The organism is Enhygromyxa salina, from assembly GCF_002994635.1.
Lineage (GTDB): Bacteria > Myxococcota_A > Polyangia > Nannocystales > Nannocystaceae > Plesiocystis > Plesiocystis salina_B.
Map to the genome: position 1 here is coordinate 54,241 of NZ_PVNL01000110.1, position 25,004 is coordinate 79,244.

Below are 25,004 nucleotides of genomic sequence, written 5' to 3' on the forward strand. Positions count from 1 at the left end.
GCCTGAATTCGCGCTGCGTGGTAGCCTCCGCCTCAACCGTGCCGGTCCGATCCCAAGCCCGACGCGCGCGCCCGATCTGCGGGCTGAGCCTGCTCGCCGCGTTCGTCGTGGCCAGCTGGCTGCCGGGGCTTGGTCACGCATCTACGGTCGCGGAGCAGCGCGCACGCCTGCCGCCGCCCGCCACCTGTAGCGATCCGATCGCTGGCGTGTGGAAGTCGCACTCGTACGACACCCGATTTCGCGACTGGACGATCTTCACGCTCGAGATGAACCGGGTCAGCCCCGGGCGCGACGAGTTCGAGGGCCGGATCACCAACCACAGCTGGCTCGCCGAGCCGCACGAGAGCTCGCCGCCGCCGTGCCGCGGGGAGCTGCGCTATGTGATCTCGATGGACGCCGAGGGCACCGTCGTCGACGGGCACCTCAATTTTTATGGGGTCGGCACGTGGTCCCTCGACGACGTCCCGTGTGGCTCGTGGAACATGGGCTACAACCTCGACCACTTCTCGGGCGACATCGACGCGGATCTGCTGGAGTTTCAGACCGTCAACAACGACGGCGGGCGGGCGGTCAACGACCCCGTGGTGTTTCGCCGGGTGCACTGCAACAATGGCGAGTCGGGCGAGCAGGGCGAGCAAGAGCCCCGCATCGCCGTCGCGCCGCCGCCGTTTACTCCGCCCGAGGACGCCGCCCGGGGCGGCTGCGGGCTGCGCTGAGTCGGCGTCGCACGCCGAGCCCGAGCAAGCCCAGCAGCATGAGCGCGCCGCCGCGCTCCGCTGGCGCGCCAGGGGTCGTCGCGCAGCCGCACCCGCGACTGTCGGGATCCCAGCCGAGCTCCTCGGGCTCGGCCTCGGGCCCGACATAGTCGAACAGACAACCCGAGCTGCACCCGTCGCCGTTGTCGAGGTTGCCGTCGTCGCACTGCTCGCTGGGGTGCACGATCCCGTCGCCACACGTGGGTGGCCCCGCAGGCGCGACTGGTTTGGCCGGCTCGTGGCCGACGACGCACAGCTCGTCGATGTTCCACCCGCCAAACTCGAGGCCGCCGTCGGCCCCCAGCGCGAAGCTCAAGCTGAGCTGGCCGTCGGCGCTGATCATGGGGCTCAGATCCACATCGTGGAACCGCCACTCGCGATCGCCGTGGTGCATGGTCGCCGCCCAGTCTTGTTGGGTGGCCTTGTTCGCCCAGGCCGGCTGACCGTTGGCCGAGATCGTCGCTTGGTCAAAAAAGCCGTCCTCGATGTTGAGCCAGCGGCGGTACTGCAGGCGGACGGCCTTGTGCCCGCTGACGTCGATCGTGGGGCTCGTCAGGGTCGACTTGGTCCACGGCGCGTAGGTGCCGGGCCAGCTCAGCGCGACCCCGGCGACCTTGGATCCGGCGTAGGCCTCGCTGGGGTCGCCGCCGCCGCCCTGGGGCTGGCCAAAGCTCCACTCACCCTCGACGGTCCACCCTTCGTCGGCGGGGGTGCCTTCGAAGTCGCTGCACCAGATCGGCGTGACGTCGCCCGTGAAGTACTCGTACCACTCGTCGGCGCGGTTGTCGGGCCGCGGCGCCACGGTCCCGTTGCCCCAGTCGAGCTCGGCTTGATACTGGGTGACGGTGTGCTCGGGCTGCGGCGGGATCACGGCGCGGAGCTGGCCAGCACCGACCTCGGTCATGGACAGCTCGGTGATCTGGGTCTCGGGGCTGTTCGGCAGCGGGCGTGGCCGCCAGCGCAGCAGCGCTGACGGAGTGACCGCGCCGGGGCAGGGGTCGAACCCAGTCCCATAGTCGAGCGTGAGCTCGACGCTGCCGTCGTCGAGCTCTTTCTGGCTCAGCTCGACCGCGGCGCCCAGCGGCTGGTAGAGCCCGTGGATCGCGAACGCTTGGTTGATCTCGCAGATGTCCGGCGTGCCGTTTTGCAGGTCGCCGTCGTCGTCGTTGCTGATCAGCGCCTCCAGGTACCACGAGGGGGTGTCGATCGAGCGACGGATCCCGTCGAGCCAGATCTGATCGGTCTTGGCCACGCCCTGCGCGACGCCGTACTTCTCGATCAGGCTGGTGCGAAGGTCCCACAGGGTGCCGCCGATGATCCGACCCTCGTCGTGGACCTCGCCCCCGTCCTCGGGCCAGTGCCACTCGTAGCCGGGGGGATCGAGCTCGCGGATCGGGTCGGCTGTGCTCGAGAAGAAGCCGACGCCGACCTTGGCGTCATCGACGATCGTGGCCGACAGGTAGTCCGAGGCGCCCTCGCTGACGCCGCCGTTGAACAGCCCCACGCCCGGCTGCAGGCCCAGCACGTGGGCCACGTGGCCGTACTCGTGATAGACGACGTCGGCGATCAACGCCGAGTTCTCGCAGCCGCCGCCGCTCACATAGAAGTTGAGGGTGTTGCCGTCGGCGAAGGCGTTGCAGACGTCCGAGATGTTGACGGTGACCGTGGTCTGCAGATCGAGCGGCGCGAACTCGGGATCGATGCCGCGGACGTAGTCCTTGACCAGCTGCGTGTGCACGTAGGCGCTGAGCTGCGCGTCTTGCTCGGGGTCGGCGAACAGATCCCAGACAAAGGACTGGGTGGGGACGAACTGCTCCATCACCGAGCTCACGGGGCCGCTGTCGTTGAGCACCCGCTGCGAAGGACCCTGCGGCGTGAAGCTGACGGCCGCGCTGGGGGCCGGGACCGCGAGCTGACCGTTGGCGTCGGTGAACGAGACCTGGCCGTTGACCGAGACCTGCATCTGCGCGGCGGCGAAGCTCTGGCGGGGCCCGAGCGGCGAGCGACGCCAGGTCCCGATCTCGAGCTCGGCCCAGTGGACCAGCGATCGACGGGCGATCGGCTGGCCGCTGGCGGCGTCGACGTACACCAGCCAGCGACCGACCGGCTGATCGAGGCTGACCTCGAGCGGGATGACCTCGCGGTACTCGATCGCCCCGCCGGAGGCCACGAGCGGGAGGATCATGGTGGCGGCGCTGGCCTGACCGCTGACCCGGCTGCGATCGAGCGCCCCCGCGGCGAAGTCGTTGGTGACCCACTTGCGCGCGCGCAGCTGGACCTTTGCAGGATCCGTCGCGCCGGATCGCGGGGCCACCCACACGTTGGGCACCGCCTGCGAGCGCACGGCGATCAGGTGGTCGGCCTTGAACGAGAGGCTCAGCTGCGCGTTGACGATCGGCAGCCCGGCGTGGTGTTGGGCGAAGCCGATCGTGCGCACGCCGTTGCTGGTCTCGTTGCTGACCAGCACGAAGTCGCTGGCGACGGCTCCAGGTGCGAGCGTGTCGACGTGGCGGGCCACGAACCCGAGCGCAAACTGCTCGGCGGTCGCTGGCGAGTTGTTGGCCCCGGTCACCCGCACGTTGCGGGGGATCAGCAGGTCGAGCACGCCAGTGTCGACGTCGACGCTGGCGAGCAGGTCGTGGCCGAGCTCGCGCTCGAGTTCGGAGAAACCAGCGCTGTGCTTGATCCCCGACGCCTGCTTGTCGATCCAAGCGTGGGTTCGGGTCACTCGCAGGGCTGAGCTGCTCGCGGTCGGATGCAGCTCGAGGTCGGCTTGGGCGGGTTGCCCTCGAAGGTGCGCAGGCCGCTGGATCGCGTGGGCGGTCGACAGCGGCAGGCTCGCGAGGACGAGCCCAAACAGCGCGCTCAGGTGGCGCTCGAGATTAGTACGCATGAGTCGTGGCCAGAGTATGACGGTTGTGGGCGATTACCCAAATGACCATTTTATGTCGGTACCCGGCGGAGACTTCGCGCCAATTGGCCCCCCTCACTTTTTACTTACTGGGTATCGATCCGGCTCCGCTTGCGCTGATACCCTCGACGGATGCGGTCTCCCGCCAGCGACAGCCCATGGGGGTTGCTCTTGCTCGTGTCGTTGGGGGTCGCGTGTGGCAGGGCGGAGCCCGGCGCCGCCGTGCCGCGCAGCGAGCCCGCCGCCGCTGCACCGCTGGAGAAGAACCTCGCAGACCCAGGTCAGGACGCCGAGCTGACCGAGCCGGCGGTGGCGCGGGTTGATCTCGTCGCCGAATTTCACCGGACTCGCGTTGGGGGCGGCGGCGGGTTTTGGGTGCTCGGTATGATCGCAAATCCGCACTCGCACCCGGTGACGGACGTACGCCCGCGCGTGAAATTTCTCGACGCCGAGGGCGAGGTTGTCGGTGACGCTCAGAGCCAAATTCCTCAGCCGCTCGCCGCTGGCGCTCGCGTGGCCGTCGCCGTGCTCGTCGCCGAACCGGTCGAGCATGATCAGCTGACGCTGCTCGCGAGCGCGGTCGGGAGCGACGCGCAGCTGCCACCGGCCCTGCCACTGAAGCTCGAGCACGAACCACCGCTGCGCGCCGACCTCGGTGGTTGGTTTGTCGTTGGCAGCGTGACCAACACCAGCGATGAGCTGATCGAGGCCGTGCGCCTGGAGATCCAGGGTCTCGACCGCGCCGGCAAGCTGCTCGGGGTCGACTGGCTGGTGCTCGACTCGATCCCGGCGCAACAGACGATCGAGTTTGATGTCGGTGACCTGCGCTACGACGAGCCTCCCCACAGCTTCGCGCTGAAGCTGCGCCGCGAAACTCCCTGAAGGCCCGGGCTAGAGGCCTGGGCTAGAGGCTCTCGGGCTGCGGGGTCTCGATGTAGTCCTGGGCGATCTCCAAGATCGACTGCAGCGCCCCGTGCAGCTCGAACTCGCGGGCCTCCACACGCTTGCGATAGACCGTGCGGCCCAGCGACCAGGCGGTGGCGACCCACAGTCCCATGCCCAGCGGGATCAAGCCTGGCAGCCCGAGGATCGCCAGCGGGATCACGGGGAGCACGGCGCCGCCGCCTCCAACGCCGCCGAGCAGGGTCCCGAACACGCTCCTGACCAGCTGGTCGAGCTTCTCTTCGATCCGGATCCGTGTGCGACCCGACCGAGGTACGATCGTCAGCGCGATCGAGCGTGACCAGCCAGGGCCGGCGCGGCTGTGCGAGGGGTGGGCGGTCCAGGTCAGCGAGCGGCCGATCAGCGAGGCCACACCCAGCTCACCGGTGTGGCGACGGACCGCCTCGATCACGTACTCGTACGCGGGGACGGGGATCTCGCCGTCGAGCGTGACCTCGAACAGGATCGTCCGGGGCCCACCCACGCTCGGCGAGCTGCGGTCACGCCGCGACTGTCGCAAGGTCAGCTCGGCGGCCGCGCGACGCACATATACGGGGCTGATCCCCGCCGAGGTCGCGACTTCTTCGAGCTCGGCGACGGTCATGCGCATCACGTCTTCGGCTTGGCGCTGCAGCTCGGCGGCTCGCTCGAGGATCAACGCTGCTTCCGGCTCGGGGTATCTGTGCACGTAGCGGCCTACCTGTGGCATCAACTGTCAAACCTCGGGTGGGTAGCACTGGCCGCACGACATGATCACGTGACACATGATCAGACGCTCAGCGCGCTCGGCTTCCATGCCCTTGTGGGGTCCCAAATACTGTGGCGGTGATAGGTATCCAACCACCCGGGTCGGGCCCTGACATCGCTCGTCGTCTCGGCACTGATCTTACGTCCGACATCGCGCGGGCGCATGGTCTTGAATAGCTCAAAAGTCGTGCGCGCAAGTCCTGACGCGGCGGTGCGCCGGTCTTTGCCGGCTCGGCCTCGGCGCCCCTGCGCGGGGTCACCCACGGCCGCGCCAGCTGCGTCACCTTCTCGCTGGGTCACGCCCCGGAAACATGCTAGCCAGCGGAGCGAACGGACCCGCGAGATGCTCCAGCAGATCACGCTGCACACGTTTGCGAACAACCACGAGTGGGAACAGGTCGACTCGTACTGGGGCAGCCCATTTTATTTTTGGGAGCGCTCTGGCGTACGCATTGATCCGCCCGTGCAGGTGCGCGTGCGCGTGCTCGGCAAGATCGTGGAGGAGTCCACCAACGGTCGCGCCCAGATCGGCGGGTTCTCGTCGATGTTCGTGCAGATCGTCGAGGCACGCGGGCGCAAGGGCGAGACGATCCGCGTGTCGATCGGCGAGCCGCTCTCGGCCGACGACGACTGAGTCGCCGCGGGCCATGGCACGAACGCGCCGCTTCAGCTCCGGTGTTGTTGCTCGCGCAGCGCTCGAAGCTCCGCCTCGACGATTCGGTCCTTCGGGCGTCCCACGAAGGCCTTGATCTCGATGAGCTGCTCGAGACCGATGACGTGAAAGGTCTTGCCCTCGAGCAGCTGGAATTGCACGGTCTCGAGCGCTTGGACGGGCCCGATCGGCTGGACCTCCCTGAGCACATCGAGGCGGCCGAGGTCGGTCTCGATCAGCAACATGCGGAAGCCGGCCAGATACTCGACAGGGTCGCAGATGACGCCAAGATCTGGACGCGTCACGTGCCTGGGGTGATGAGGGCGCAGCGCCGCCATCAGCTTCTCGACGTTCTCGATGGTCATCGGCGCGGCGATGTCGAGATCGCTCGTCATCGTCGATGATCCATGACAGATCGCCGCGACGCCTCCGACGACGACGAACTCGACGCCAGCATCGTGAAGCAGCTCGAGCAGCCTGTCGGTCTGCTGAGGGGACCGCTGGAACATGCGCAGGCGATCGTCAGGGGGCGCCGTCGAGCAAGGCACCAAATTTTTGTTGCAGCTCGAGCGCGTCGATCGCCGCTCGTCGATCGGGTGTCAGCGTGCGTGACTGCAGCTGAGCCTGGAGACGATTCATGGCCACCAGCTCCTGCAGTCGTTGCGCGGGCGTGCGCGCGAGGTTGGCGTCGAGCAAGGTCACGTCGATGCCGAAGTCGATCGCTTGCTGCCAGGCGGACCCGTCCACGGCCCCAGTCTAGCGCCGGATCGGCGCAGCGGACAGCCCAAAGCTCGGGTAAGGGCTGTTGTCAGCTCGGGCGAGACTCCTCGCCCGCTTGCAGGCGCCATTCTTGGACTGGTTCACCGTGGGGCAGCGGGCTGTTTGAGGCGTCACTGCATGTCGGAGTGACGCGCTGCGCGCCCTTTCCCCGCTGGCTCAGCCAGGCTTGGTCATGAGCGCGGGCACCACCCACTCGTGGAACTGCTCGGCCGTCAGGTACCCCAGCTCGACGGCGGCGGCCTCGAGCGTGGTCCCCTTTTGATACGCCGTCTTCGCGATCTTCGCGGCCTTGTCGTAGCCAATGTGCGGGTTGAGGGCCGTCACCAACATCAGGGACTGCTCGAGGTTGTGCTGGATCCGCTCGGTGTTGGGCTCGATCCCGACCGCACAAAACCGCGTGAAGTTGTTCATCGAGTCGCTGAGCAGCCGCAGCGATCGCAGCACGTTGTGGATCATCAGCGGCTTGAACACGTTGAGCTCGAAGTTGCCGCTCGCGCCACCGATCGAGACGGCCACGTCGTTGCCCATGACCTCGGCGCAGACCATGGTCAGCGCCTCGCACTGGGTGGGGTTGACCTTGCCAGGCATGATCGAGCTGCCGGGCTCGTTCTCGGGGATCGTGATCTCGCCGATCCCACAGCGCGGACCCGAGGCCAGCCAGCGCACGTCGTTGGCGATCTTCATGAGCACGCAGGCGAGGCCCTTGAGCGCGCCGTGCAGGCCGACGAGGCCGTCGTGGGCGGCCAGCGACTCGAACTTGTTGGGCGCGGTCACGAACGGCAGCTTGGTCAGCTCGGCGATCTTGTTGGCGCTCACGACCGCATAGTCGGGGTGGGTGTTGAGCCCGGTCCCGACGGCGGTCCCACCCAGGGCCAGCTCCCACACGTGGTTGAGCGCGTCGTCGACCTTGCCGCGCGCGTGGACCAGCTGCGCGACCCAGCCCGAGATCTCCTGACCCAGGGTGATCGGGGTCGCGTCCTGCAGGTGCGTGCGCCCGGTCTTGACGACGTCGGCGAACTGCGTGGCCTTGGCGTCGAGCGTGCGGCGCAGCTCGTCGATCGCGGGCATCAGGGCTGAAGTGGTCTGCTCCCCCGCGGCGATGTGCATGGCAGTGGGGAACGTGTCATTCGACGACTGCCCGCGGTTGACGTGGTCGTTGGGGTGGATCGGCGCCTTGCTGCCGAGCTTGCCGCCCGCGAGCTCGATCGCCCGATTGGCGATGACCTCGTTGGCGTTCATGTTGGTCTGGGTGCCGCTGCCGGTCTGCCACACGAACAGCGGGAAGTGTTCGTCGAGCTTGCCCGCGATGACCTCGTCGGCCGCGCGCACGATCAACTCGACGGTGCTCGCGTCGAGCTGACCGAGCTCGCCGTTGGCCTGGGCGGCGGCCTTCTTCATGAGCCCGAGCGCGCGGATCATTGGCCGCGGGAACTGGTCGGTGCCGATGCTGAAGTGGTGCAGCGATCGCTGGGTCTGGGCGCCCCAGTAGCGGTCGGCCGGGACTTGAATCTCACCCATGCTGTCGGTTTCGGTGCGCATCGCCTCGCTCATGACCCCCTATATAGGGTATTTCACGGGGGTGATCGACTCATCGCCACCGCGCCGGAGCACGCGGGTGTTTGCATGGGTGGCGCGCCTTCTGGGCCGGGTCGAGAGCCGCCTGGTGCTGTCGGCGGCGATCATCGTGAGCTTGCTTCCCTTCGAGTGGGTGCCCCGGCTCGACGCGGTGTTCTTGCTGCTGTTCCTCGTCGAGTTCGTGCTGCGCTCGCTGCTGGTGTTCCGCGGCGAGGCCCGGCACTCGCACGGGAGCCGGCGCGGGGTGACCCCGACGGAGGCCGAGCTACAGGAGGATCGGGGCTGGGAGTGGCCTTCGACGGGGGCCCTGGTCCTGACTTTCTTCGATCTGCTGGCGCTGCTGTCGTTCGTGCCCTCGCTGGTCGGGCTCGAGCCGGACGCGGGCACCCGGTGGCTGCGCCTGTTTCGGCTGTCGCGGATGCTGCTGTTGCTGAGCTACTGGGCGCCGCTGGTCCGCGACGTGTGGTCGGTGTTGCTGCGCCACGAGCGGGCCAAGCAGGTCACGCTGATGGGCATCATCGTGCTCGCGCTGTCGTTCGCGGGCGCCGTGGTCATGGACCAGATGAGCGTGGGCCACGAGGAGCTGATCGACTTCGACGGCGACGAAGTGTTCGGCCGCGACGCCGACGGTGAGGCCCTGGATCCCGACGATGAGCGGTTCTTCGTCCACCTGTGGTGGGCGTTTCGGCAGATCCAAGACCCCGGCAACTTGTTGTCCTCGCCCGACCAGACCGCGGCCGTGATCGTGAGCGTGGCGCTGACGATCGTCGGACTGTTCATGGTGTCGTTCTTGATCGGTCTTGGCACCGACGTCGTGCGCGAGATGATGGAGCTGTCGCGACTCAGACCGCCAGGCCTGCATGGCCACACGATCGTCGTCAACATCGATCCCTCGACCCAGCAGCTGCTGCACGAGCTGCTCAGGTACTCGCGCAAGCTGCTGCCGGTCGGCGCCCTCTCGCTCGGCTGGGTCCAGCAGCTGGTCCGCAACAGTCGGCGTGGACTGCATGGTGGTCGCTACCTGGTCGTCGGTCGCAGCCCGGATCCGCCTGACTTCATGCGCCAGCCCGAGCTCGCGCACGTGGGCTATCGCCAGGTCAATGTCGAGGACGAGACCTTCTTGTACCGCACGGACGTGGCCGAGTCGCAGCGCGTGGTCATGCTCGCGGATCTCGACGCGAAGGACCCCGACGCCGAGACCATCCAGGCCCTGCTCACCATCACGGAGAGCCTGCGCGAAGCCGACGAGGACGCGCGTCGACGGGCGTCCCGCTCATGGTTGCCGGTCGGTCGCGTGCGCGCGCGCTTGCTGATCGCCGAGGTCCTCGACGAGAGCAACATCCCCGCCGCCCGGGCGGCGATCGCCGGCGACGGCAGCGGCCGGGACAGCGTGCGCACCCGGGCGTTCGTGGTCCCGAGCGAGCGACTGATCGCGCTGTTCATCGCCTGTATCGCCCAGCGCGAGGGGGTCGGCCGGCTGCTCGAGGAGCTGCTGACCAGCCACGGGCACGAACTCTACACGCTGTTCTTCGATCTTCCCGGGCTCGGCTACCAGCGTGGGCACCGACCTGACCTGTCCGACGATCCCAGCACGATCATGGGCGAGCTGATCCGGCGGGCGCGCTCGCTGCCCTCACACCACCGCCTGGTGCCGGTCGGGGTGTTGATGGCGGGCGATGGCGAGGACGACATCATCGTCCACATCAACCCCGAGCCGGACTTCTCGAACCTCGGTGATCAGCGGCTCGACGACGCGCCCGAGATCGAGCGAGAGCTCGACCTCGACAGCCCCGACACGCTCGGCGTGCCCGGCATGGACCTCACGACCCTCGCCGAGGCGCAGCTCGGGCAGCCCCAGACGCCCAGCGGGCCGAACATGTCGGGGATGAGCGGCACCTTCGAGCAGGTCTCGGTCGCGCAGCCGCTGGTGAGCTCGGACAGCCGCACGCCTCGGACCCTGGGCGCGACGGAGAGCCGCTGCATCGGGTTCGTGGCGATCAGCAACAACTTTGGGCGTGTGCGCGAGCTCGCCGATGACCTGTACGAGCGACCGCGCCAGCGCGTGCCCGCGGATCTCACGAAGACGCGCGAGCTCGGGCCGTTCGTGTGTGCACCCGTGACGCCGCTGCTGCGCGTGCTGGTCAGCGGGTTTCGCAGCGGCACCGTGAGCATGATCGAGTCGCTGATCCAGACCGAGCCAAGCACGCAGATCCTGCTGGTGCTCCGCGATGAGGTCGCGCTCGAGGCCGCCTGGGACGACTTCGACGCCCACACCAAGCTGTTCGAGCGCGGGCTGCTGCGCGGCCACCACGGCAGCTTTGGCTCCGACGAGACCCAGCGAACTCTGACGTGGATCAACCCGCGGCATCCAGACCGATCCGGCGACGGCCCGCACGTGCTTCTGGCAGTCGGCGACTGCAGCTCGTCGCGCCAGCTCACCGCCCTGCCGCGCGGGTTTGGCCACGTCGACAGCATGGACGCCGTGCTGTTGATCTCGAGCGAGCACCACGGCTCCGACGCGCGCACCGCCAAGACCCTGATGAAGCTCGAGACCTTGACTCAGTCGCCGCGGGTCGTCGCCGAGGTGCTCGACGTCGAGCTCGCGCGACGCCTGCGACGCCGGGGGACCGGGCACGAAGCCGAGCGCGTGCGGGTCTACTCGATCCAAGAATTGCGCGCGTTCTTCATGTTCCAGGCCGTGGTCGTGCCCGCCTTCGACATGGTCTACACCGAGCTCATGGGGCCCTGGGGCCAGAGCTTCGTGCGCATGACGATCGAGCCTGCTGCGCGCCCCCTGTCTGGGACCTGCAGCTTCGAGGAGCTCGCCAACCATCTGTCACTCGAAGGCCGCGTCCTCGTCGGCGTGGTGCTGTGTGACCACAGCACCAGCGATGGGCGGCACGAGCACGGACCAGATTGTCGCACCGTGCTCCATGTCGGGGAGTCGGGCGGCGCGCGAGGCGTCGATCTGAGCCGCCTCGTCGACTTGTGGGTGATTGCCTGATCATGGCCTGATCATGGCCTGATCATGGCCTGATCATGCGCGAATCCACGCTCAGAGTGTGGTGTTTGGCCCCACTCTAAATAGTGGCAGTGTCCTTTGGGGCAGCGCACTGCTCGGAAGGACATATACTAATTGATCGTTGGTACCGAGCTTGGTCTTTGGACCACGATCTGTTTGTCACAAGCTCTCTAGTAGTGCTCTAGAGAGTCACACGGGTGTGCACAGAAAATCACAATGCAAAAAAGATGTAGGCTGGAAAATGTCCGAACCGGGGGCTAAAGTCACGGCGATGGCGGTTGCTGCCACCAGTCCAATGATCACCCAGCCCGAGTCACCTCAATGCGAGGTGGCGCTCGAGTTGATCGATGATCATTTTCCGCTGCTCCTGGTCCGCTGGGCCGGGCGGCTGCAGGCGCAGCACGTGCTCGAGCTGATCCGGTTCTTCGACATCCACGGCGCGGTCGCGGCCCGAGAGGAGCAGCGCCTGGTCCACATCCTCGACGCGCGCGAGGCCGCGCTGCCCAACTCGCTCGTGCGCGACATGCTGGTCGACTGGCTCAGCGATCGACCGCGCTCGAATGTGCGCGGCAAGCCGCGGAGCTACGTGATCGCCACAGACCCGCTGATCCGCGGGGTGGTCGCGTCGCTCAAGTGGGCGACCGGCCGGGGCGAGGGGATCTGTGTGGTGAAGACGCTCGACCAGGCGATCGCGGGCGCGCGCGAGACCTTCGAGGCGTCCGGCATGGAGGTGCCCGAGATCCTGCGGGCTGGGTAGACTCGCTGTGCACGGCCAGTCTATGGCTTGGTAGGCACGCCAATCTCGACTTCGATCACGTTGTATTCGTTATAAGGCTGGGGAAGAAACAGCGAGGTCGCGCTCCACTCCCCGAGACCCGAGCCCCACTGCAGACCGTGGCCGTACTCGATCTCGGTCCACCCCACGAACAGCTCGCCGTCCCCACCACCCGCTGGAATTTTGTAGAGCCCGCGCGAGTGGAACTCGGCGGCGTAGACGTTGCCGCACGCGTCGACGCCGAGACCATCGACGAGGGCGAGGACGCCGGGATCACCGCTGGGCTCCCGATCTCCGGTCTCGGACCCAGTCTCGGCTCCGGTGTCGCCTCCGGTCTCATCGGGCTCGAGCGGCGGGTTGTCGTCGAGCGGCAGCGTGCCCCACTCGATGGGGGTGCCGGCCTGGCCCGACGCGCTGATCGGCACGCGGTAGATGATCGGGCTCCGGCCGCCGATGAACAGGCCGTCGTAGTCGCGATCGAAGCTGATCCAGCGCGACGAGAACGACGGGGTCTCGAGCCAGACGTGGGTCTCGCCCGAGGCTGCGTCGACCCGCATGATGCGGCGCTCGTCGCCAATGAAGATGTTGCCCTCGCGGTCTTCGACCAGCCCGAACGGGTACTCCAGGTTGCTCGCCAGCAGCTCCGAGCTGCCGTCTGGCGTCAACACCAACACCCGAAAGAACATCTCTTGGACCACGGCGACGCGCCCGTCCGACAGCTGACGCACGGCCGCGCGACTGGGGATTCCGGGCACCCACAGAGATGGTTGGCCCGTGACGCTGGAGGCCCGGAACAGGTCTTGGGTGTTGCTGCCGATCAGGTTGCCGGACTCGTCAAAGGCCACGTCGGCGGCGCCGATCGGGCCGTCGAGCTGGCGGATCCGAGGGGCGGGGAGATCGGCGCAGTCGTAGGGTTCACCGGTGGTCGCGGTGGTCTCCTCGGTCTCGCTGGCCTCCGCGCTGGGGGGGCCGCCGCACGCCCAGCACAGGGCCAAGCCGGCCAGGGCGAAGCCGTTCGCTGCCGATGCACAGCGCGTGCTCATTGCCGAGACTGCCGACGGCGGGAGCCGGCCACGAGCATGAGGAGCGGGAGGGCCGACAGCGCCCACGGCCACGGCGTCGCAGCGTGGACACTGCAGCCGCCTCCGCCATTGCCACCGCCGCCGCCGTCCGTGCCGGTGTCGGTCATGTCGACGGGGACCTCCTCGTCGACGTACACCAAGATGGCGGTGCTGTACCCCGTGTCGGCAATGACGCTGAGCTCGTGGACGCCCTTGTCGAGCGTGATGTCGGCGAAGGTGCAGCCGTCGGGACAGTCTTGGGCGCCCAGCGTCTCGCCGTTGACGAAGACCTCGACGCTGGTCAGCGGGCCATCGTCCGCGCCCTGGTAGACGCCGATCTCGGCGTCGAAGGTCACGGGCGCGCCCTCGAACAGCGCGTTCGGCAGCGGCGAGACGAACCACGCGGTCGAGAAGTCGCCGGCCAGCCCCTCGTCCTCGGACGCCGCGAGGGCCTCGCCAGAGGCGAGCGTGAAGGTAGCGGCTACAGCGAGGAGCAGTCCCTTGGGTACGCGCACACCTGTATTGTGCCGCGAACGCCACGGTCGATCACGTCCGGGCGCCGATCTGCCAAAAGCCGCCGCAACAGCGCCTCAGTGCGCAGACGGAGTCCTCGCGCCGGCCCGGATCGCGACGGCGAGCGAGTTCACCCGCGGCGGCACCGGGCAATTGAAGTGCTCGCTGTACGCACACAAGGGGTTGGTCGCCCGATTGAAGTCGAGCTCGAGCGTCGCGCCGTTCGGGGCGTGGAGCTCGAGGTAGCGCCCGGCGGCGTAGCTCTCGTGTCCGGTGGTCTCGTCGCGAAACGGGATCAGCAGCGGCTCGTCCGGCGTGGGCGTGGGCGCGTAGCCCAGCGCCTGCAAGCTCAGCGCGTGGCCGTCGAGCTCGAAGTGTGCCACGCCGACGACGTACAGGGTCTTGGTCAGGCCGCGGCTGGTCTGCAGCAGCGTGGGCTCGCGGGTCGGCGTGGGCTCGAAGCGGGCGGACACGATCACGGCGGGGTCGAGCGGGAACCAGTCGACGCCCGGGAAGCTGGCCCGCAGCTCGGCGTCGCGGTCGTGAACTTGGACCCGCCAGCTCTCGCTCTGGGGCGAGATCCCGACGGCAAAGCGGCCGTCGTCACCAACCGGGATCAGCGTGGTCTCGCTGATCGAAGCCAGCTCGGTGGCGTTGGTGGTCATGAGCAGCTGCGCTGGCGTGGCGTCGAAGCGCAGCGCAGCAGCCCCGACCTCGAGCTCGAGCGCTTCACCGTGCGCGAGGTAGTGCGCCGCGACCACGGTGAGGAACGAGCGATCGTCCTCACGCAGCTCGCGGTCGTAGGTTCGCTGGAACGCGCGCGCGGGATCGATCGCGGCAGTGTCAGCGGAGTCTGGCGAGCTCTCGGCGCCCTGCACCGCTCGTGCGGGCGCAGGCTCGGCGACGGCACAAGCAGCGCCGACCAGAGCCAGAGCCGCGAGCCAGAGCGATGGTCGGGTGAGGAGGGTCGTCATGGTCGTCGCGCGCTCCTAACCGGTCGCCAGCAATCGGTGGGCCTGCATGAACTCGCGCAGCTCGGGCCAGCGCAGCGCGAGATAGTCGAAGCGACCCGGCCGGATCCCGTGGATCAGCGCGCTGATCTCCTGGCCCGAGTGCAGCCCGCGGTAGTTGTCTTCGCGCTCGTTGAGCCGTGCCAGCGCGTAGGCCTCGAGCAGCTGCAGCTGGCGGATCCCAGCGCCTGAGACCGTGCCTTCGATCGCGTCCCAGTTGGCGTTCAGTCGGTGCAGCAGCTGCTCCCAGGCGTCACCGCGCGCGAGCATGAACGCGTCGGCCACGAACCAGTGACGGTCGAGGTTTGCGGCGCAGCGGTGGCCCTCGGCTCGCCATCGGTCTGCGGCCTGAAGATCGCCGTCGAGCACCGACGCCAGGGTCGCGGCGGCGTAGACCGCAGGCGCCAAGCTCTGCAGCGTCTTGCGGTTGCCGAGCCAGCCGGACTCGATGACCGCACGGATCCGCTCGCGGGCCTGGTTGAATTCCCCGTGGCGGATCGAGACCAGCGCCCGGTAGTAGGCGGCGAGCGGGCGAATATTGGGCGGGGTTCGGCGGCTGGCGAGCAGTTGATCGAGCAGCTGCGCGGCCTCGTCGGCCTGGCCGAGATCGAGCAGCTCACGCGCGCGCTCGTTGGCCGCGATCGCCCGGTGGGCGTCGCCACGCCGCCGAAAGCTCCAGCCCAACAGGCCGCCGAACAGCAGGGCAAACGCCAGCCAGGTCCAGCTCGTCAGCGCCCAGCCCAACCCCGCGAGTAGCTCGATACCAAGGACCACGCCGAACGCACGGAGCGACACCTGTCGAGGCTTGAGGAGCTTCGGCAACGCGCTGTTCGGCGGCGTCGCGAGCGACGTTTGCTCGGGCTCGGCCGCGGGGGTCAGCTCGACCGCGGGCTGGGCGTGGCGTGGCGTGCTGCGTTCTCGCACTGGCCGCATGATACTCGATAGCAACTGGCGCCTCGCACGGTGGGCGGTGAAGACGCTACACTGAGTCGCATCAACGCCTGCAATGTCGTCGTTTGCGTCGCGTTGGGTTCGCTCGTGCTCGGCTGCAGACCGACCGACGCAGATGACGCGGCGACGGGCACCGAGACCGGCTCGACCGAGAGCACCACGACGACTGGCGTGAACATTGGCGGGTGGGGCGAGGCCTACTCCCCGGATCTGTTGATCCACGTCTACGGTCCGACCCCCGCCGCGACCTACAACTACGACTTGCACGTGCAGATCCGCGGGTACGACGTTGAAGACGAGTGCGAGTGCTGACCCCGAGCGCAACTACAGCTCGACGACCACGCCCTGGCTCTCGACGTTGTGCCAGCCGGACGCCGTGATCGCCCAGCGCCCGGGCCCGAGCCCGACCGCGTCACCACCCAGCGGATCCGCGGGGATGATCTGATCGAGCTGCCAGGTTCCGCCCTCGTCGACGTAGACCACCCAGGAGCGCACGCGCTCACCTGACGCTGCGTCTAGCATCGCCGAGTCGCCGACCAGGGTCACCTGCGGCGGCGCGACGACCTGGTCGAGCCGCTCGGCCAGCGGCGGGGTCAGGGCTGGCTGCGCGTAGAATTCGTCGTAGAGCGCGGCGTTGATGCCCAGGGTGTCGGCGAGCAGCGGCTGGACCTGAAAGAACACGTTGCCCAGGGAATTTTGATCGCTGTACAGGCGGCTGAGCTCGACCTGCAGCAGCATCTCGGCCAGTGACCAGTCGGCGTCGGTGCCGAGCTTGCTCAAGTAGTTTCCTGCGAACACGTAGCGCGAGGGGTTTTGCTGGGTCCACCAGTCGAGCAGGACCTCGTAGTCTTGCTGCGCGTAGGTGGTTGGCCAGTACAGCTGCGGTGCCAGGTAGTCGACCCAGCCCTGCTGAAACCACAACAATGGATCCGCATAGAGCTGCGCATATTGATCAAACCCGACGATGCCCTCGGGGATCCCCGGGCGATAGATCCCAAATGGCGCGATCCCAAACCGTACGTCCGGGTCGGCGGCGTAGATCGAGTCGTGCAGCTCCTCCACCAGATCATTGACGTTGTCACGCCGCCAGTCGGCGAGCGCGAGCATGCCCCCGTCTTGCAGGTATTGCTGCCAGGTCAGATCATCGGGGTAGGGGCTGCCGTCGGGGTATGGATAGAAGTAGTCGTCGAGGTGGATCCCGTCGATCTCATAGCGATCGACAATGTCGATGACCACGTCGACCACGTGCTCGCGGACCGGGATCGCCCCGGGGTCCATCCACAGTCCGCCGTTGTACACGTGGGCGTGGGCCGGCTGCTGCAGGGCGATGTGCGGCTGGGCCAAGCTCGCGGCCGCCGAGGCCGCGGCCCGGTAGGGGTTGATCCAGCCGTGGACCTCGATGTTGCGCGCGTGGGCCTGCTCAATCAGGAAACTCAGCGGATCCCAGCCAGGGTCGCCGCCCTGGGTGCCCGTCAGGAAGCGACTCCACGGCTCGAGCGGCGAGGCATACAGCGCGTCGGACTCGGGCCGGAGCTGAAACACGATCGCGTTGAGGTTGATCGCCTCACAGGTCTCGACGATGTCGATCAGCTCGGCCTGCGCGGCGTCAATGTCCAAACCGACGTTGCTCGGCCAATTGATGTTGTAGACCGTCGCAACCCACACGGCTCGGAATTCACGCGCGTGCCCGACATCGACCAGCTCGGGCATGGGACCCCCGCCGAGGTCGAACACACTGGTGTCGGTGGTATCGGCGTCGCCGTCACCCGGATCACCGTCACCGTCACCGTCACCCTTGGTCTCACCCAGCGACTCGCCAGACAAGCTGGTGTCGTCATGGGCGGTGCCCTGCGAGCAGGCGAGCGTGAGGCCGAGAATTAATACGGGGAAGCTACGCGACACATCCATGCAGGTTGTGCCCGCATCCTACACGATCCCGCTCGCGCAAGTTCACTCGACGGGGATGCAGGCCTCGACCTCGACCGTGTCCGAGTTGTTGTTCGAGAAGCACTCCAGCGTGGTCTGCCCGCCCATCCCGTCGTCGTTGGTCACCATCGTGATCTCTCCGTCGATCTCATTGTCGATCGCGCAAGACACTTCGCGGCACTCGTCGACGGGCACCGGCTCTTGCGTGTACGCCACGCACAAGATCACGCCCTCCATGGGATCACCCAGATAGAAGGTGGCCGGCAGCGTCGAGCCCACGGCTTTCTTCCCGCGGTTGCAGACCGTACCCGTGAGCAGGGTCTGGCCGTCCTCGATCGAGCAGGTGGCGTCATCGAGGGCGCCGGTGATGTCGGGCAGCGCCTCGGGGGGCGTGTCGCCCTGGCGGTTCTGGCGATAATTGTTGAGCTCGGGATCCAGGTAGTTTTGGGTCAAGCCCCAGCTCGCGGCGTCGGGGATGCTCAGGTCGTCGTTGACGTTGGTGATCGAGTACGCGTGCTGGTTCCACAGGTTGCGCGACGACGCCCAGCGATCGAGGCGATCGCGGAGCACCCGGACGCCGGTCAAGGCGATGCCCAGCGGGTGGGTCGCGCGGCAGGTGTTGGCCCCGGCGCCGGGCGTGTTGGGCAGCGGCACGGTGCAGGCGTGGCCGACCAGACACTCGCTGTCGTCCACGCAGCGACAAAACCCTGCGTCGCAGCTGCCCGAGGTGCAGTCGTCGTTCTCTTCACAGCGCACGCCCACGTGGATCGGGTCGATGGTCGGGCACGCGACGTTGCAGTTGGAGTTGCTGCCGATCAGGATCTCGGTGTTGTCGTCGTTGTCGGGGTCGGCGACGATCGGGTTCTCGTACCAGGTGCAGGAGGTCCGCGCGGCCGAGTACAGGACCTCGCCCGTGCTGCCCTCGTAGACCCGCACGAAGCACTCGTCGCCGTAGATCGCCTCGGCCTCGCCGTCGCCCTCGAAGTCGAAGATCGACGACCCGGTGGTGGCCGAGCTCAGATCCTGGCTGGGCTTGGACCACCGCACCCAGGGCCCGGCGCAGCTGGGATCGTTGCCGTCACAGTCGAGGTCGAACACGCGATAGAAGTTGCCGCCGGCCGAGGCGATCTCCGGGCGGCCGTCGTTGTCGAAGTCGCCGATGGTGGGCGGCCCGCCGCCGACGATCGTGCCGCCGTCAGTGGCCTGCATGAGCAAGGTGCCGTCGAGCGCGTGGAGGTACACGACGCCGCTGTTCACGGTCACGATCTCGGCGTAGCCATCGAGCACCAGCGGGTTCCACTCGCCTGGCTGCGCGCCGGGGCTGCCGAAGTCGGCGAACGCATAGTGACGCCCGCCGGGTCCGCCCGGGGCCTTGTACTCCCACACGCCCGCGCCCATATTCCACGAGTAGACGTCGTCGGCGATTAGATCGGGGACGAAGTCGTGGTCGAGATCACCGACCACGGAGATCGCCCCGGCCCCGGCGCTGGGCAAGATCTGGCCGGGGTTGAGGCGGATCCCGGTGACGCCGTCGTAGACCTCGCTGCCGCTGATGACCTCGGGCTCGCCGTCGCCGTCGAGATCGTGGATCGACGGCCCGTCCCAGCGACTGAGGCTCGAGATGTCGGACTGGCCGTCGGTCGTCCACATGGTCACGTAGCGCTGCTGCTGTTGATCCCAGGTGAACGCGACCAGCCCGGTGACGGCTCGCTGGGTCACGATCTCGGGTCGGCCGTCGCCGTCGAGATCAGCGATCGCCGGGGGCGAGGCCGCGACGACCGGATTCAGCGGATCATGGATATTGTCGACCACGCTGCAGTTGTCGCCGTTGAGCACCCGAATGACCCCGTGGTAGGCCGGGTTCGAGCCCCAGCCAGCCTCGGCGCCGCCGTCGGTGTAGTTGTAGGTGACGATCACGATCTCGCCCGCGAACCCGCTGTCGTAGGGCAGGTCCGCGACCAGCGGCGTCGTGAGCACGCTGGCGTGATCGGGAAACGGATCGTTGGGCCCGGGCGTGGTCCACTCGCACTGCACGTCGGGCTCGAACAGGCCGATCACGATCGGCTCTTCACACTCGGGGTTGGAGTTGCCGAACGGCCCACCGCCGAACGGAATGCACACGCCCGGCTCCTCGCCAGCGGGCAGGCAGTCGGGCGCGTCGCAGCAGTAGGTGTCGCCAGTGCAGTCGTCGTGGGTCTCGCACGGGCCCTCTCCCGGTCCGCAGGTCCCGTCCACGCAGTACAGCTCGTCGGGACAGTCGGTGCTGGCCATGCACGGTCCGCCGCCTGGATCGCCGTCGCCGTCACCCGGGTCGCCGTCGCCGTCGCCGCTGACCATGGTGTCGCCCGACTCGTCGTCGTTGGTCTCGGTCGCGACGCTGGTCAGGCCGGTCTCGCTGCCGCCGCCCAGCGTCGCGCGAGCGTCGTCGCCCCCACATCCACCGAGGCCGATCGTCACCAGCGGGACACAGATCGAAGCGCGAAGCAGTTGGCGCGGGCGAGTCATGCTGGCGAGCCTACCCTGACCCGACACCCCGCGATCAGCTGGCGAGACAAAAGCTGAGCTGATCCCCCAGTTGATCCAAGGGTCAGGCGGCATGGCCCGCGCCGGTCCCCGTCCATGGCCGACCTCCAGCCCCGATCCGCGCGGCCAGGCGCAGGCTGAGGTCGTAGAGGTCGCGGCGCTCGTCGCAGCGGGTCTTGAACAGGATTCGGTGCATGTGCTTGTGAACCGCGGTCTCGCGGATCCCCAGCCGCCACGCGATCGCGCCGGAGCTGCGACCGAACAGCACGTGGTGAACGACCTGCTCCTCGTACGCGGTCAGCGAGAATGTGCTCACGAGCACATCGACAAGCCGGCCGATCAGCTCGCTCGTACGGATCGCGTGCTCCTCCTCTTTGCCCTGCGGGGGCGGGCACGCGAGCGTGCGGGCGAGGGGCAGGGGAGCATCACAGCGAACGGTGGGGTGGAGGCGAGTGGCGGCGTGCATCGTGGCGTTACCATGCGCTGGCGGGGGGCGAACCGTCAGGGACGGCAGTGCCACCGACGGGCATCGCACCCGACCTCGCGGGCGGGGCAAGAGCCGCTCTGCCAAACGGGTCTCCGGGCCGGGTGCCGGCCGTTTCGCCTGATCGCCCGGCCAGGCTCGGGAGGCAGTGGCGCCCGCGAACCGGGCGTCACCGATCGTCACCGCGGGAGCCCGCGTTCAGCTGCGCCGCCGCGCCTGCTCGACTACCATCGCGCGAATGGCCCTCTCCGCGACGATCCGGCGGTTCTCGATCACCTTGTCCGACAGTGATCGGGGCGTCTACGAGACCCTGGATCTGCGCGTCGCCCAGCACCCCTCCGAGAGCGAGCGATACCTCGTCGCGCGGGTGCTCGCGCGGCTGCTGCAACACGACGAGGGGCTCGAGTTTGGCAAGGGCGTGTCGGCGGGCGACGAGCCAGCGCTGCTGCAGCACGACCTGCAGGGCGTGGTCACCAGCTGGATCGAGGTTGGCTCACCCTCGGTCTCGCGCCTGCACAAGGCCAGCAAGACCGGCGCGCGCGTGGTCGTGTACACCTGGAAGGGCGGCGAGGCGCTCGCGGCCGAGGCTGCCGGGACCGTGCACCGGGCCGACGCGCTCGAGCTGTACGCGCTCGATCAGCCGTTCCTCGACGAGGTCGCGGGCTCGCTCGACCGCAACAACGACTGGTCGCTCGCGGTCGCGGGCGGGTCGCTGTATCTGGAGGTCGCCGGCAACATGCACCAGGGCACGGTCACGCGGATCGCCCCGGCCTGAGCGTGGGTCAGTCGATAAAGCGGCCGACCCACCGCCACACCAGCGTCGCGCTCTTGCTCGATCCCGGCGCGCTCGTGACCGCGATGCGAAACGCGGCCCCCGTCGCGAACCCGCCCACGCTGATCCCCAGCAGCTCGCTCGCGGCCGCGGCCATGTAGGGCATGTGCCCGACCACGAGCACGTCGGCGTCGGCATCCAGCCGGGCCAGCGCACCAAACAGGTCGCGCGGTCGGCTGTCCGGGTACACGTCATCGCGCGCCTCGATCACGCCGTTGTACTCGAGCTCGCCGACGATCAGCTCCGCGGTCTGGACCGCGCGCACCAGCGGGCTGGACCAGACGCGGGTCGGCGTCACCCCGCGCTCCGCCAGCGCGCGGCCCGTCGCGCGGGCTTCGTCGCGTCCGGTCGTGGACAGGCAGCGACCGGCGTCGCCGAGGTCGCTATCAGACGAGCGCGCGTCACCATGGCGGACGAGGGTCACGAGCATGATCGCCTGCGAGCATACACGCCTGGCTGGAGCTCACGGCGCCAGGCACTCCTGCCGTTGCCGACTCGTCGCTCGGGTGGGCCGCGTCGGCCCCGAACCGGACAGCGGGAAAACCGCGGTTTCGAGCGAGGCCCCAGGCTGAATCTGCGCCGTCTCTGGCAGACCGCCGATCGCCTGGATATGGTTGACCGCGGTGCCGCTGCTCCGACAACAAACGCCGAGGCCGACAGCCGCCCGCGCCCACGTGGTTGCGAGCTTCTATCTGGCCCTCGCGCTGGCGGGGTTCATGTGGCACGCGATCAGCCAGGAGAACAACGACTGCTGGCGCGGGCCGGGAGTCGGCAATCTCGAGCTGCTGTGGACGCCGCTGCTCGGGGTCGGGTTCGGCCTGCTCGCAGTGGTCGGGTTTCGGGTGTTCGAGCGTCGCTGGTCGTGGCTGCCGGCCTTGCATCGCGAGTTTCGTGCGATCTTGGGGCGGCCGTCGGGGACCGAGCTCTTGCTGTTGGCTTCGGCCAGCGCGATCGGTGAAGAAATCTTCTTTCGCGGCGCCATGCTCGACGCCTGGGGTCCGTGGCTGAGCAGCTTGGTGTTTGCCCTGATCCACGTGCCGCCGCGCCGCGAGCTGTGGCCGTGGACCGTCTCCGCCGGGCTGCTGGGCTTGTGCCTGGCCGGGTTGACCATGTGGACGGGCAACCTCGGGGCTGCAGTCGCGGCTCACTTCGTGATCAACCTGGTCAACCTGGCCTACATCACGCGTCGGGCCCCGGCGATCGCCGTGCGCAGGCCCGTCAGGCCGCGGGTCTCCACGCCGCCGCGAGTTCGTTGATTTTTTGGTGTTCGCGCCCGGTGGTGCGACACCCAGCGCATGTCCGGGACTACGCGCCGACGCTTCATGCAGTCGCTGTGCGGCGCGATCGTGGTGACGGGCGCGTCCAGCCTGGTGCCTCGATTCGCGCGAGGTGCCGACGTGAGCCTCGCCGAGCGGCTCGACCTGCTCTACAGCAATCAGTTCAACTTCGATGATCTCGGCCGCCCGCGCATCAGCGTTGGGGTGATGCGCAGTCAAAAAGAGGTCCAGCTCTCGGCCGCGGGTGGACTGCAGGCGCTGCCCTCGGGCGACGGCGGCACGGCGATCGTCGGTGGTGGGCGGTGGCGCATTCGGGTCACCAACGCGACCGCGTCCAAGCAGTCATTTCGGGTCGTGCTCGACGCGGTCCCGGCCACCGAGCTGCGCCAGGTCGACAAGCGCGCCAAGGTCTGGCGGGGCAAGGGCTTCGACGTGGCCGAGCGCGAGGTCGGAACGCTCTTCGGCGTCTCGGGCAAGGTCCTGGACACCCGGCGGGTGCTGCTCACGACGGATCTGTTCTCGTCCGAGCGCGAGGCCGAGGCCCGGGCCCGCGAGCTCGCCGAGCGCCACGGCTTGATCCCCCGCTTGCACCCCGAGATCGAGCGCCGCGCGAGCGGGCGGATCTTGGCTGAAGATCTCGAGACCGGCGTCAAGGTCGAAGCCGAGGGCGTGCTGTGGTTCTCGCCCACGCGCGCCGACAAGATGACCGTTCACGACGTCGCCCACGAGGGTGGGGGTGGGTCTGAAGATCGCCGCTATCGCGGGCAGATCTATGTGGCGATCGATCGCAAGGGCGAGCTGGCTGTCGTCAACTTGATCGGCGAGGCCGAGCTATTGTCCGGGTTGGTGCCCGCCGAGATCTATGCCTCGGCGCCGAGCGAGGCGCTCAAGGCCCAGGCCGTCGCGGCCCGCGGTCAGCTGCTCGCCAAGGTTGGCAGCCGCCACCTCGATGATCCCTTCTTGCTGTGCTCGCACCAGCACTGCCAGGTCTACGCCGGGGCCGACAGCGAGCACCCGCGCACCAACACCGCCGTCGAGCGCACGATCGGGCGGGTCCTGATGCGGCCCAACGAGTCGCAGCTGGTCGACACCGTGTACTCGGCCAATTGCGGCGGCCACACCGAGCACAACGAGCAGGTGTGGGCGAGCCCGGCCGATCCGCAGCTGCGCGCGACCCCGGATCCCAAGCTGGGCGAAGACTTCGCCAAGGGCATCGACGCCGCCAACATCGACGCCTGGCTGAGCTCGAGCCCCGCCGCCTACAGCAAGCCGAGCTCGAGCCACGTGGCCTCGGCCTATCGCTGGACGGTCGCGCTGGATCCCGCCGCCGTCGCCGGAAATCCCGAGGTTCCGCCTAGCTTTGGCGACCTGCGGCGAATCGAGATCCACGCTCGCGGCCGCAGCGGTCGAGCGACCCACGCCAGCCTGCACGGGACCCGCGAGCGCGTCGAGCTTCACGGCGAGCTGCGGATCCGCAGGGCGCTCGGCGGGCTCAAGTCATCGATGTTCGTGATCGACGAGCGGCGCGACGAGTTCGGCCGCTTTGTGCTGCGCGGTGGCGGGCATGGTCACGGTGTTGGCCTGTGTCAGCACGGCGCGATGGGGATGGCCGCGGATGGCAAGACGTATGGGCCGATCTTGAATCACTACTATCGTGACTCGAAGCTGGTCCGGCTCTGGTAGGCTAGCTCTAAGGCCGCGAGCCCTCGCACCACTGGGGCTCGATGTCTTGCCCGTGGCTTCGCAAGAACTTGGTGCCGGCGTCGAAGTCCTCGAGCGTGGCCGCCGACCAGTACGCGGTGTCGCAGGTCGATGTATTGCAGTCACCGCCGAGCGTCAGCCAAGCGTGCTTGCTGTCGGTGACGATGTCACAGATGCAGCTGGCGCGCCCAGGGTCCTTGGGGTCGACGGTGCAGGGCTTGTCCAGGCACCAACTCCACGGCTTGTCCTTGGCGCAGAACATCACCCGATCACCCTCGTTGAACTGAGCGAGCGAGAACATCGAATAGACTGTCTCGTTGCCGCTCGAGTCCTTGCCGGGCGCTACGGTGTCGCAGGGGGCCCCCGCCATGCTGCTGCCTTGTAAGACTTCGCAGGAGCAAGTCGCCTGGTTGGAGTTCGGGATCGGTACGCACGGCGCGGAGGTGCACAGCGCGTAGGTCCCCTGACAGAAATACATCTCGCCGGAGTCGCCCTTCCGGCATCCGGCTACGACGGCGGCTGCGACTGCGAGCGCGGCGGTGAAACACAGGTAAGAGCGAGGCATAC

General features: G+C 68.1%; 23 protein-coding genes. 9 read left to right on the forward strand and 14 right to left on the reverse strand.

The window, feature by feature from the left end; translation table 11 throughout:
• Positions 1–38 precede the first annotated feature (38 nt).
• Positions 39–716 (forward strand): hypothetical protein, encoded by a 678-nt coding sequence (locus ENSA7_RS27275; RefSeq protein ID WP_106092288.1) that lies wholly within the window; start codon positions 39–41, stop codon positions 714–716.
• On the opposite strand, the gene ENSA7_RS45460 is transcribed toward ENSA7_RS27275, so the two are convergent.
• Positions 670–3,648 (reverse strand): DUF4215 domain-containing protein, encoded by a 2,979-nt coding sequence (locus ENSA7_RS45460; RefSeq protein ID WP_244923927.1) that lies wholly within the window; start codon positions 3,646–3,648, stop codon positions 670–672. The two genes, ENSA7_RS27275 and ENSA7_RS45460, sit on opposite strands and share 47 nt — an antisense overlap.
• Before the next feature lie 150 nt (positions 3,649–3,798).
• On the opposite strand from ENSA7_RS45460, the gene ENSA7_RS27285 reads away from it, so the two are divergent.
• On the forward strand, positions 3,799–4,548 hold the full coding sequence (locus ENSA7_RS27285; protein ID WP_106092289.1) for an FxLYD domain-containing protein: 750 nt from the start codon (positions 3,799–3,801) through the stop codon (positions 4,546–4,548).
• 22 nt (positions 4,549–4,570) lie between these two features.
• Here the strand turns inward: ENSA7_RS27285 and ENSA7_RS27290 are convergent, their stop codons facing one another.
• A complete protein-coding gene (locus ENSA7_RS27290; RefSeq protein WP_146158181.1) occupies positions 4,571–5,317 on the reverse strand; it encodes a hypothetical protein in 747 nt (248 codons plus the stop codon).
• A gap of 381 nt (positions 5,318–5,698) precedes the next feature.
• Between ENSA7_RS27290 and ENSA7_RS27295 the strand changes: the two genes are divergently transcribed.
• On the forward strand, positions 5,699–5,989 hold the full coding sequence (locus ENSA7_RS27295; RefSeq protein ID WP_106092291.1) for a hypothetical protein: 291 nt from the start codon (positions 5,699–5,701) through the stop codon (positions 5,987–5,989).
• A gap of 32 nt (positions 5,990–6,021) precedes the next feature.
• On the opposite strand, the gene ENSA7_RS27300 is transcribed toward ENSA7_RS27295, so the two are convergent.
• From ENSA7_RS27300 to fumC, 3 genes are all read right to left on the reverse strand, one after another.
• On the reverse strand, positions 6,022–6,516 hold the full coding sequence (locus tag ENSA7_RS27300) for a hypothetical protein (RefSeq protein WP_146158182.1): 495 nt from the start codon (positions 6,514–6,516) through the stop codon (positions 6,022–6,024).
• 13 nt (positions 6,517–6,529) lie between these two features.
• Positions 6,530–6,754, reverse strand: a complete 225-nt coding sequence (locus ENSA7_RS27305) for a hypothetical protein (RefSeq protein WP_106092293.1) — start codon at positions 6,752–6,754, stop codon at positions 6,530–6,532.
• A gap of 189 nt (positions 6,755–6,943) precedes the next feature.
• Positions 6,944–8,326 carry a class II fumarate hydratase gene (fumC, locus tag ENSA7_RS27310; RefSeq protein WP_106092324.1) on the reverse strand — a complete coding sequence of 461 codons (1,383 nt, stop codon included), beginning with the start codon at positions 8,324–8,326 and terminating at the stop codon, positions 6,944–6,946.
• 88 nt (positions 8,327–8,414) lie between these two features.
• Between fumC and ENSA7_RS27315 the strand changes: the two genes are divergently transcribed.
• Positions 8,415–11,366, forward strand: coding sequence for an ion transporter (locus ENSA7_RS27315; RefSeq protein ID WP_146158183.1), 2,952 nt, complete (start codon positions 8,415–8,417; stop codon positions 11,364–11,366).
• A gap of 289 nt (positions 11,367–11,655) precedes the next feature.
• Complete coding sequence (locus ENSA7_RS27320) at positions 11,656–12,141, forward strand: hypothetical protein (protein ID WP_146158184.1); 486 nt, start codon at positions 11,656–11,658, stop codon at positions 12,139–12,141.
• 20 nt (positions 12,142–12,161) lie between these two features.
• Here ENSA7_RS27320 and ENSA7_RS27325 read toward each other — a convergent pair whose 3' ends face one another.
• From ENSA7_RS27325 to ENSA7_RS27340, 4 genes are all read right to left on the reverse strand, one after another.
• Entirely contained in the window at positions 12,162–13,202 is a 1,041-nt protein-coding gene (locus tag ENSA7_RS27325; RefSeq protein WP_106092296.1) for a hypothetical protein, read from the reverse strand.
• Positions 13,199–13,735, reverse strand: coding sequence for an Ig-like domain-containing protein (locus ENSA7_RS27330; RefSeq protein ID WP_106092297.1), 537 nt, complete (start codon positions 13,733–13,735; stop codon positions 13,199–13,201). The genes ENSA7_RS27325 and ENSA7_RS27330 overlap by 4 nt, the downstream gene beginning before the upstream one ends.
• 75 nt (positions 13,736–13,810) lie before the next feature.
• On the reverse strand, positions 13,811–14,707 hold the full coding sequence (locus ENSA7_RS27335; protein WP_106092298.1) for a DUF1684 domain-containing protein: 897 nt from the start codon (positions 14,705–14,707) through the stop codon (positions 13,811–13,813).
• Between the two features lie 15 nt (positions 14,708–14,722).
• On the reverse strand, positions 14,723–15,667 hold the full coding sequence (locus tag ENSA7_RS27340) for a hypothetical protein (RefSeq protein ID WP_106092299.1): 945 nt from the start codon (positions 15,665–15,667) through the stop codon (positions 14,723–14,725).
• A 114-nt stretch (positions 15,668–15,781) separates the two neighbouring features.
• Between ENSA7_RS27340 and ENSA7_RS27345 the strand changes: the two genes are divergently transcribed.
• Positions 15,782–16,006, forward strand: a complete 225-nt coding sequence (locus tag ENSA7_RS27345; protein WP_146158185.1) for a hypothetical protein — start codon at positions 15,782–15,784, stop codon at positions 16,004–16,006.
• A 12-nt stretch (positions 16,007–16,018) separates the two neighbouring features.
• Here ENSA7_RS27345 and ENSA7_RS27350 read toward each other — a convergent pair whose 3' ends face one another.
• From ENSA7_RS27350 to ENSA7_RS27360, 3 genes are all read right to left on the reverse strand, one after another.
• On the reverse strand, positions 16,019–17,602 hold the full coding sequence (locus ENSA7_RS27350) for a glycoside hydrolase family 10-like protein (protein ID WP_106092301.1): 1,584 nt from the start codon (positions 17,600–17,602) through the stop codon (positions 16,019–16,021).
• 42 nt (positions 17,603–17,644) lie between these two features.
• Positions 17,645–20,125 (reverse strand): hypothetical protein, encoded by a 2,481-nt coding sequence (locus tag ENSA7_RS27355; protein ID WP_106092302.1) that lies wholly within the window; start codon positions 20,123–20,125, stop codon positions 17,645–17,647.
• 82 nt (positions 20,126–20,207) lie between these two features.
• Positions 20,208–20,609 (reverse strand): LuxR C-terminal-related transcriptional regulator, encoded by a 402-nt coding sequence (locus ENSA7_RS27360; protein ID WP_106092303.1) that lies wholly within the window; start codon positions 20,607–20,609, stop codon positions 20,208–20,210.
• 256 nt (positions 20,610–20,865) lie between these two features.
• Between ENSA7_RS27360 and ENSA7_RS27365 the strand changes: the two genes are divergently transcribed.
• Positions 20,866–21,402, forward strand: a complete 537-nt coding sequence (locus ENSA7_RS27365; RefSeq protein ID WP_106092304.1) for a YaeQ family protein — start codon at positions 20,866–20,868, stop codon at positions 21,400–21,402.
• Between the two features lie 7 nt (positions 21,403–21,409).
• On the opposite strand, the gene ENSA7_RS27370 is transcribed toward ENSA7_RS27365, so the two are convergent.
• On the reverse strand, positions 21,410–21,889 hold the full coding sequence (locus ENSA7_RS27370; RefSeq protein WP_106092305.1) for a SixA phosphatase family protein: 480 nt from the start codon (positions 21,887–21,889) through the stop codon (positions 21,410–21,412).
• 193 nt (positions 21,890–22,082) lie between these two features.
• Here ENSA7_RS27370 and ENSA7_RS27375 point away from each other — a divergent pair, with 193 nt between their 5' ends.
• Both ENSA7_RS27375 and ENSA7_RS27380 read left to right on the forward strand, forming a co-directional pair.
• On the forward strand, positions 22,083–22,715 hold the full coding sequence (locus ENSA7_RS27375) for a CPBP family intramembrane glutamic endopeptidase (protein ID WP_146158186.1): 633 nt from the start codon (positions 22,083–22,085) through the stop codon (positions 22,713–22,715).
• A gap of 39 nt (positions 22,716–22,754) precedes the next feature.
• Complete coding sequence (locus ENSA7_RS27380) at positions 22,755–24,419, forward strand: SpoIID/LytB domain-containing protein (RefSeq protein WP_146158187.1); 1,665 nt, start codon at positions 22,755–22,757, stop codon at positions 24,417–24,419.
• 7 nt (positions 24,420–24,426) lie between these two features.
• Here the strand turns inward: ENSA7_RS27380 and ENSA7_RS42515 are convergent, their stop codons facing one another.
• On the reverse strand, positions 24,427–24,915 hold the full coding sequence (locus tag ENSA7_RS42515) for a hypothetical protein (protein WP_146158188.1): 489 nt from the start codon (positions 24,913–24,915) through the stop codon (positions 24,427–24,429).
• Between the last annotated feature and the right edge of the window lie 89 nt (positions 24,916–25,004).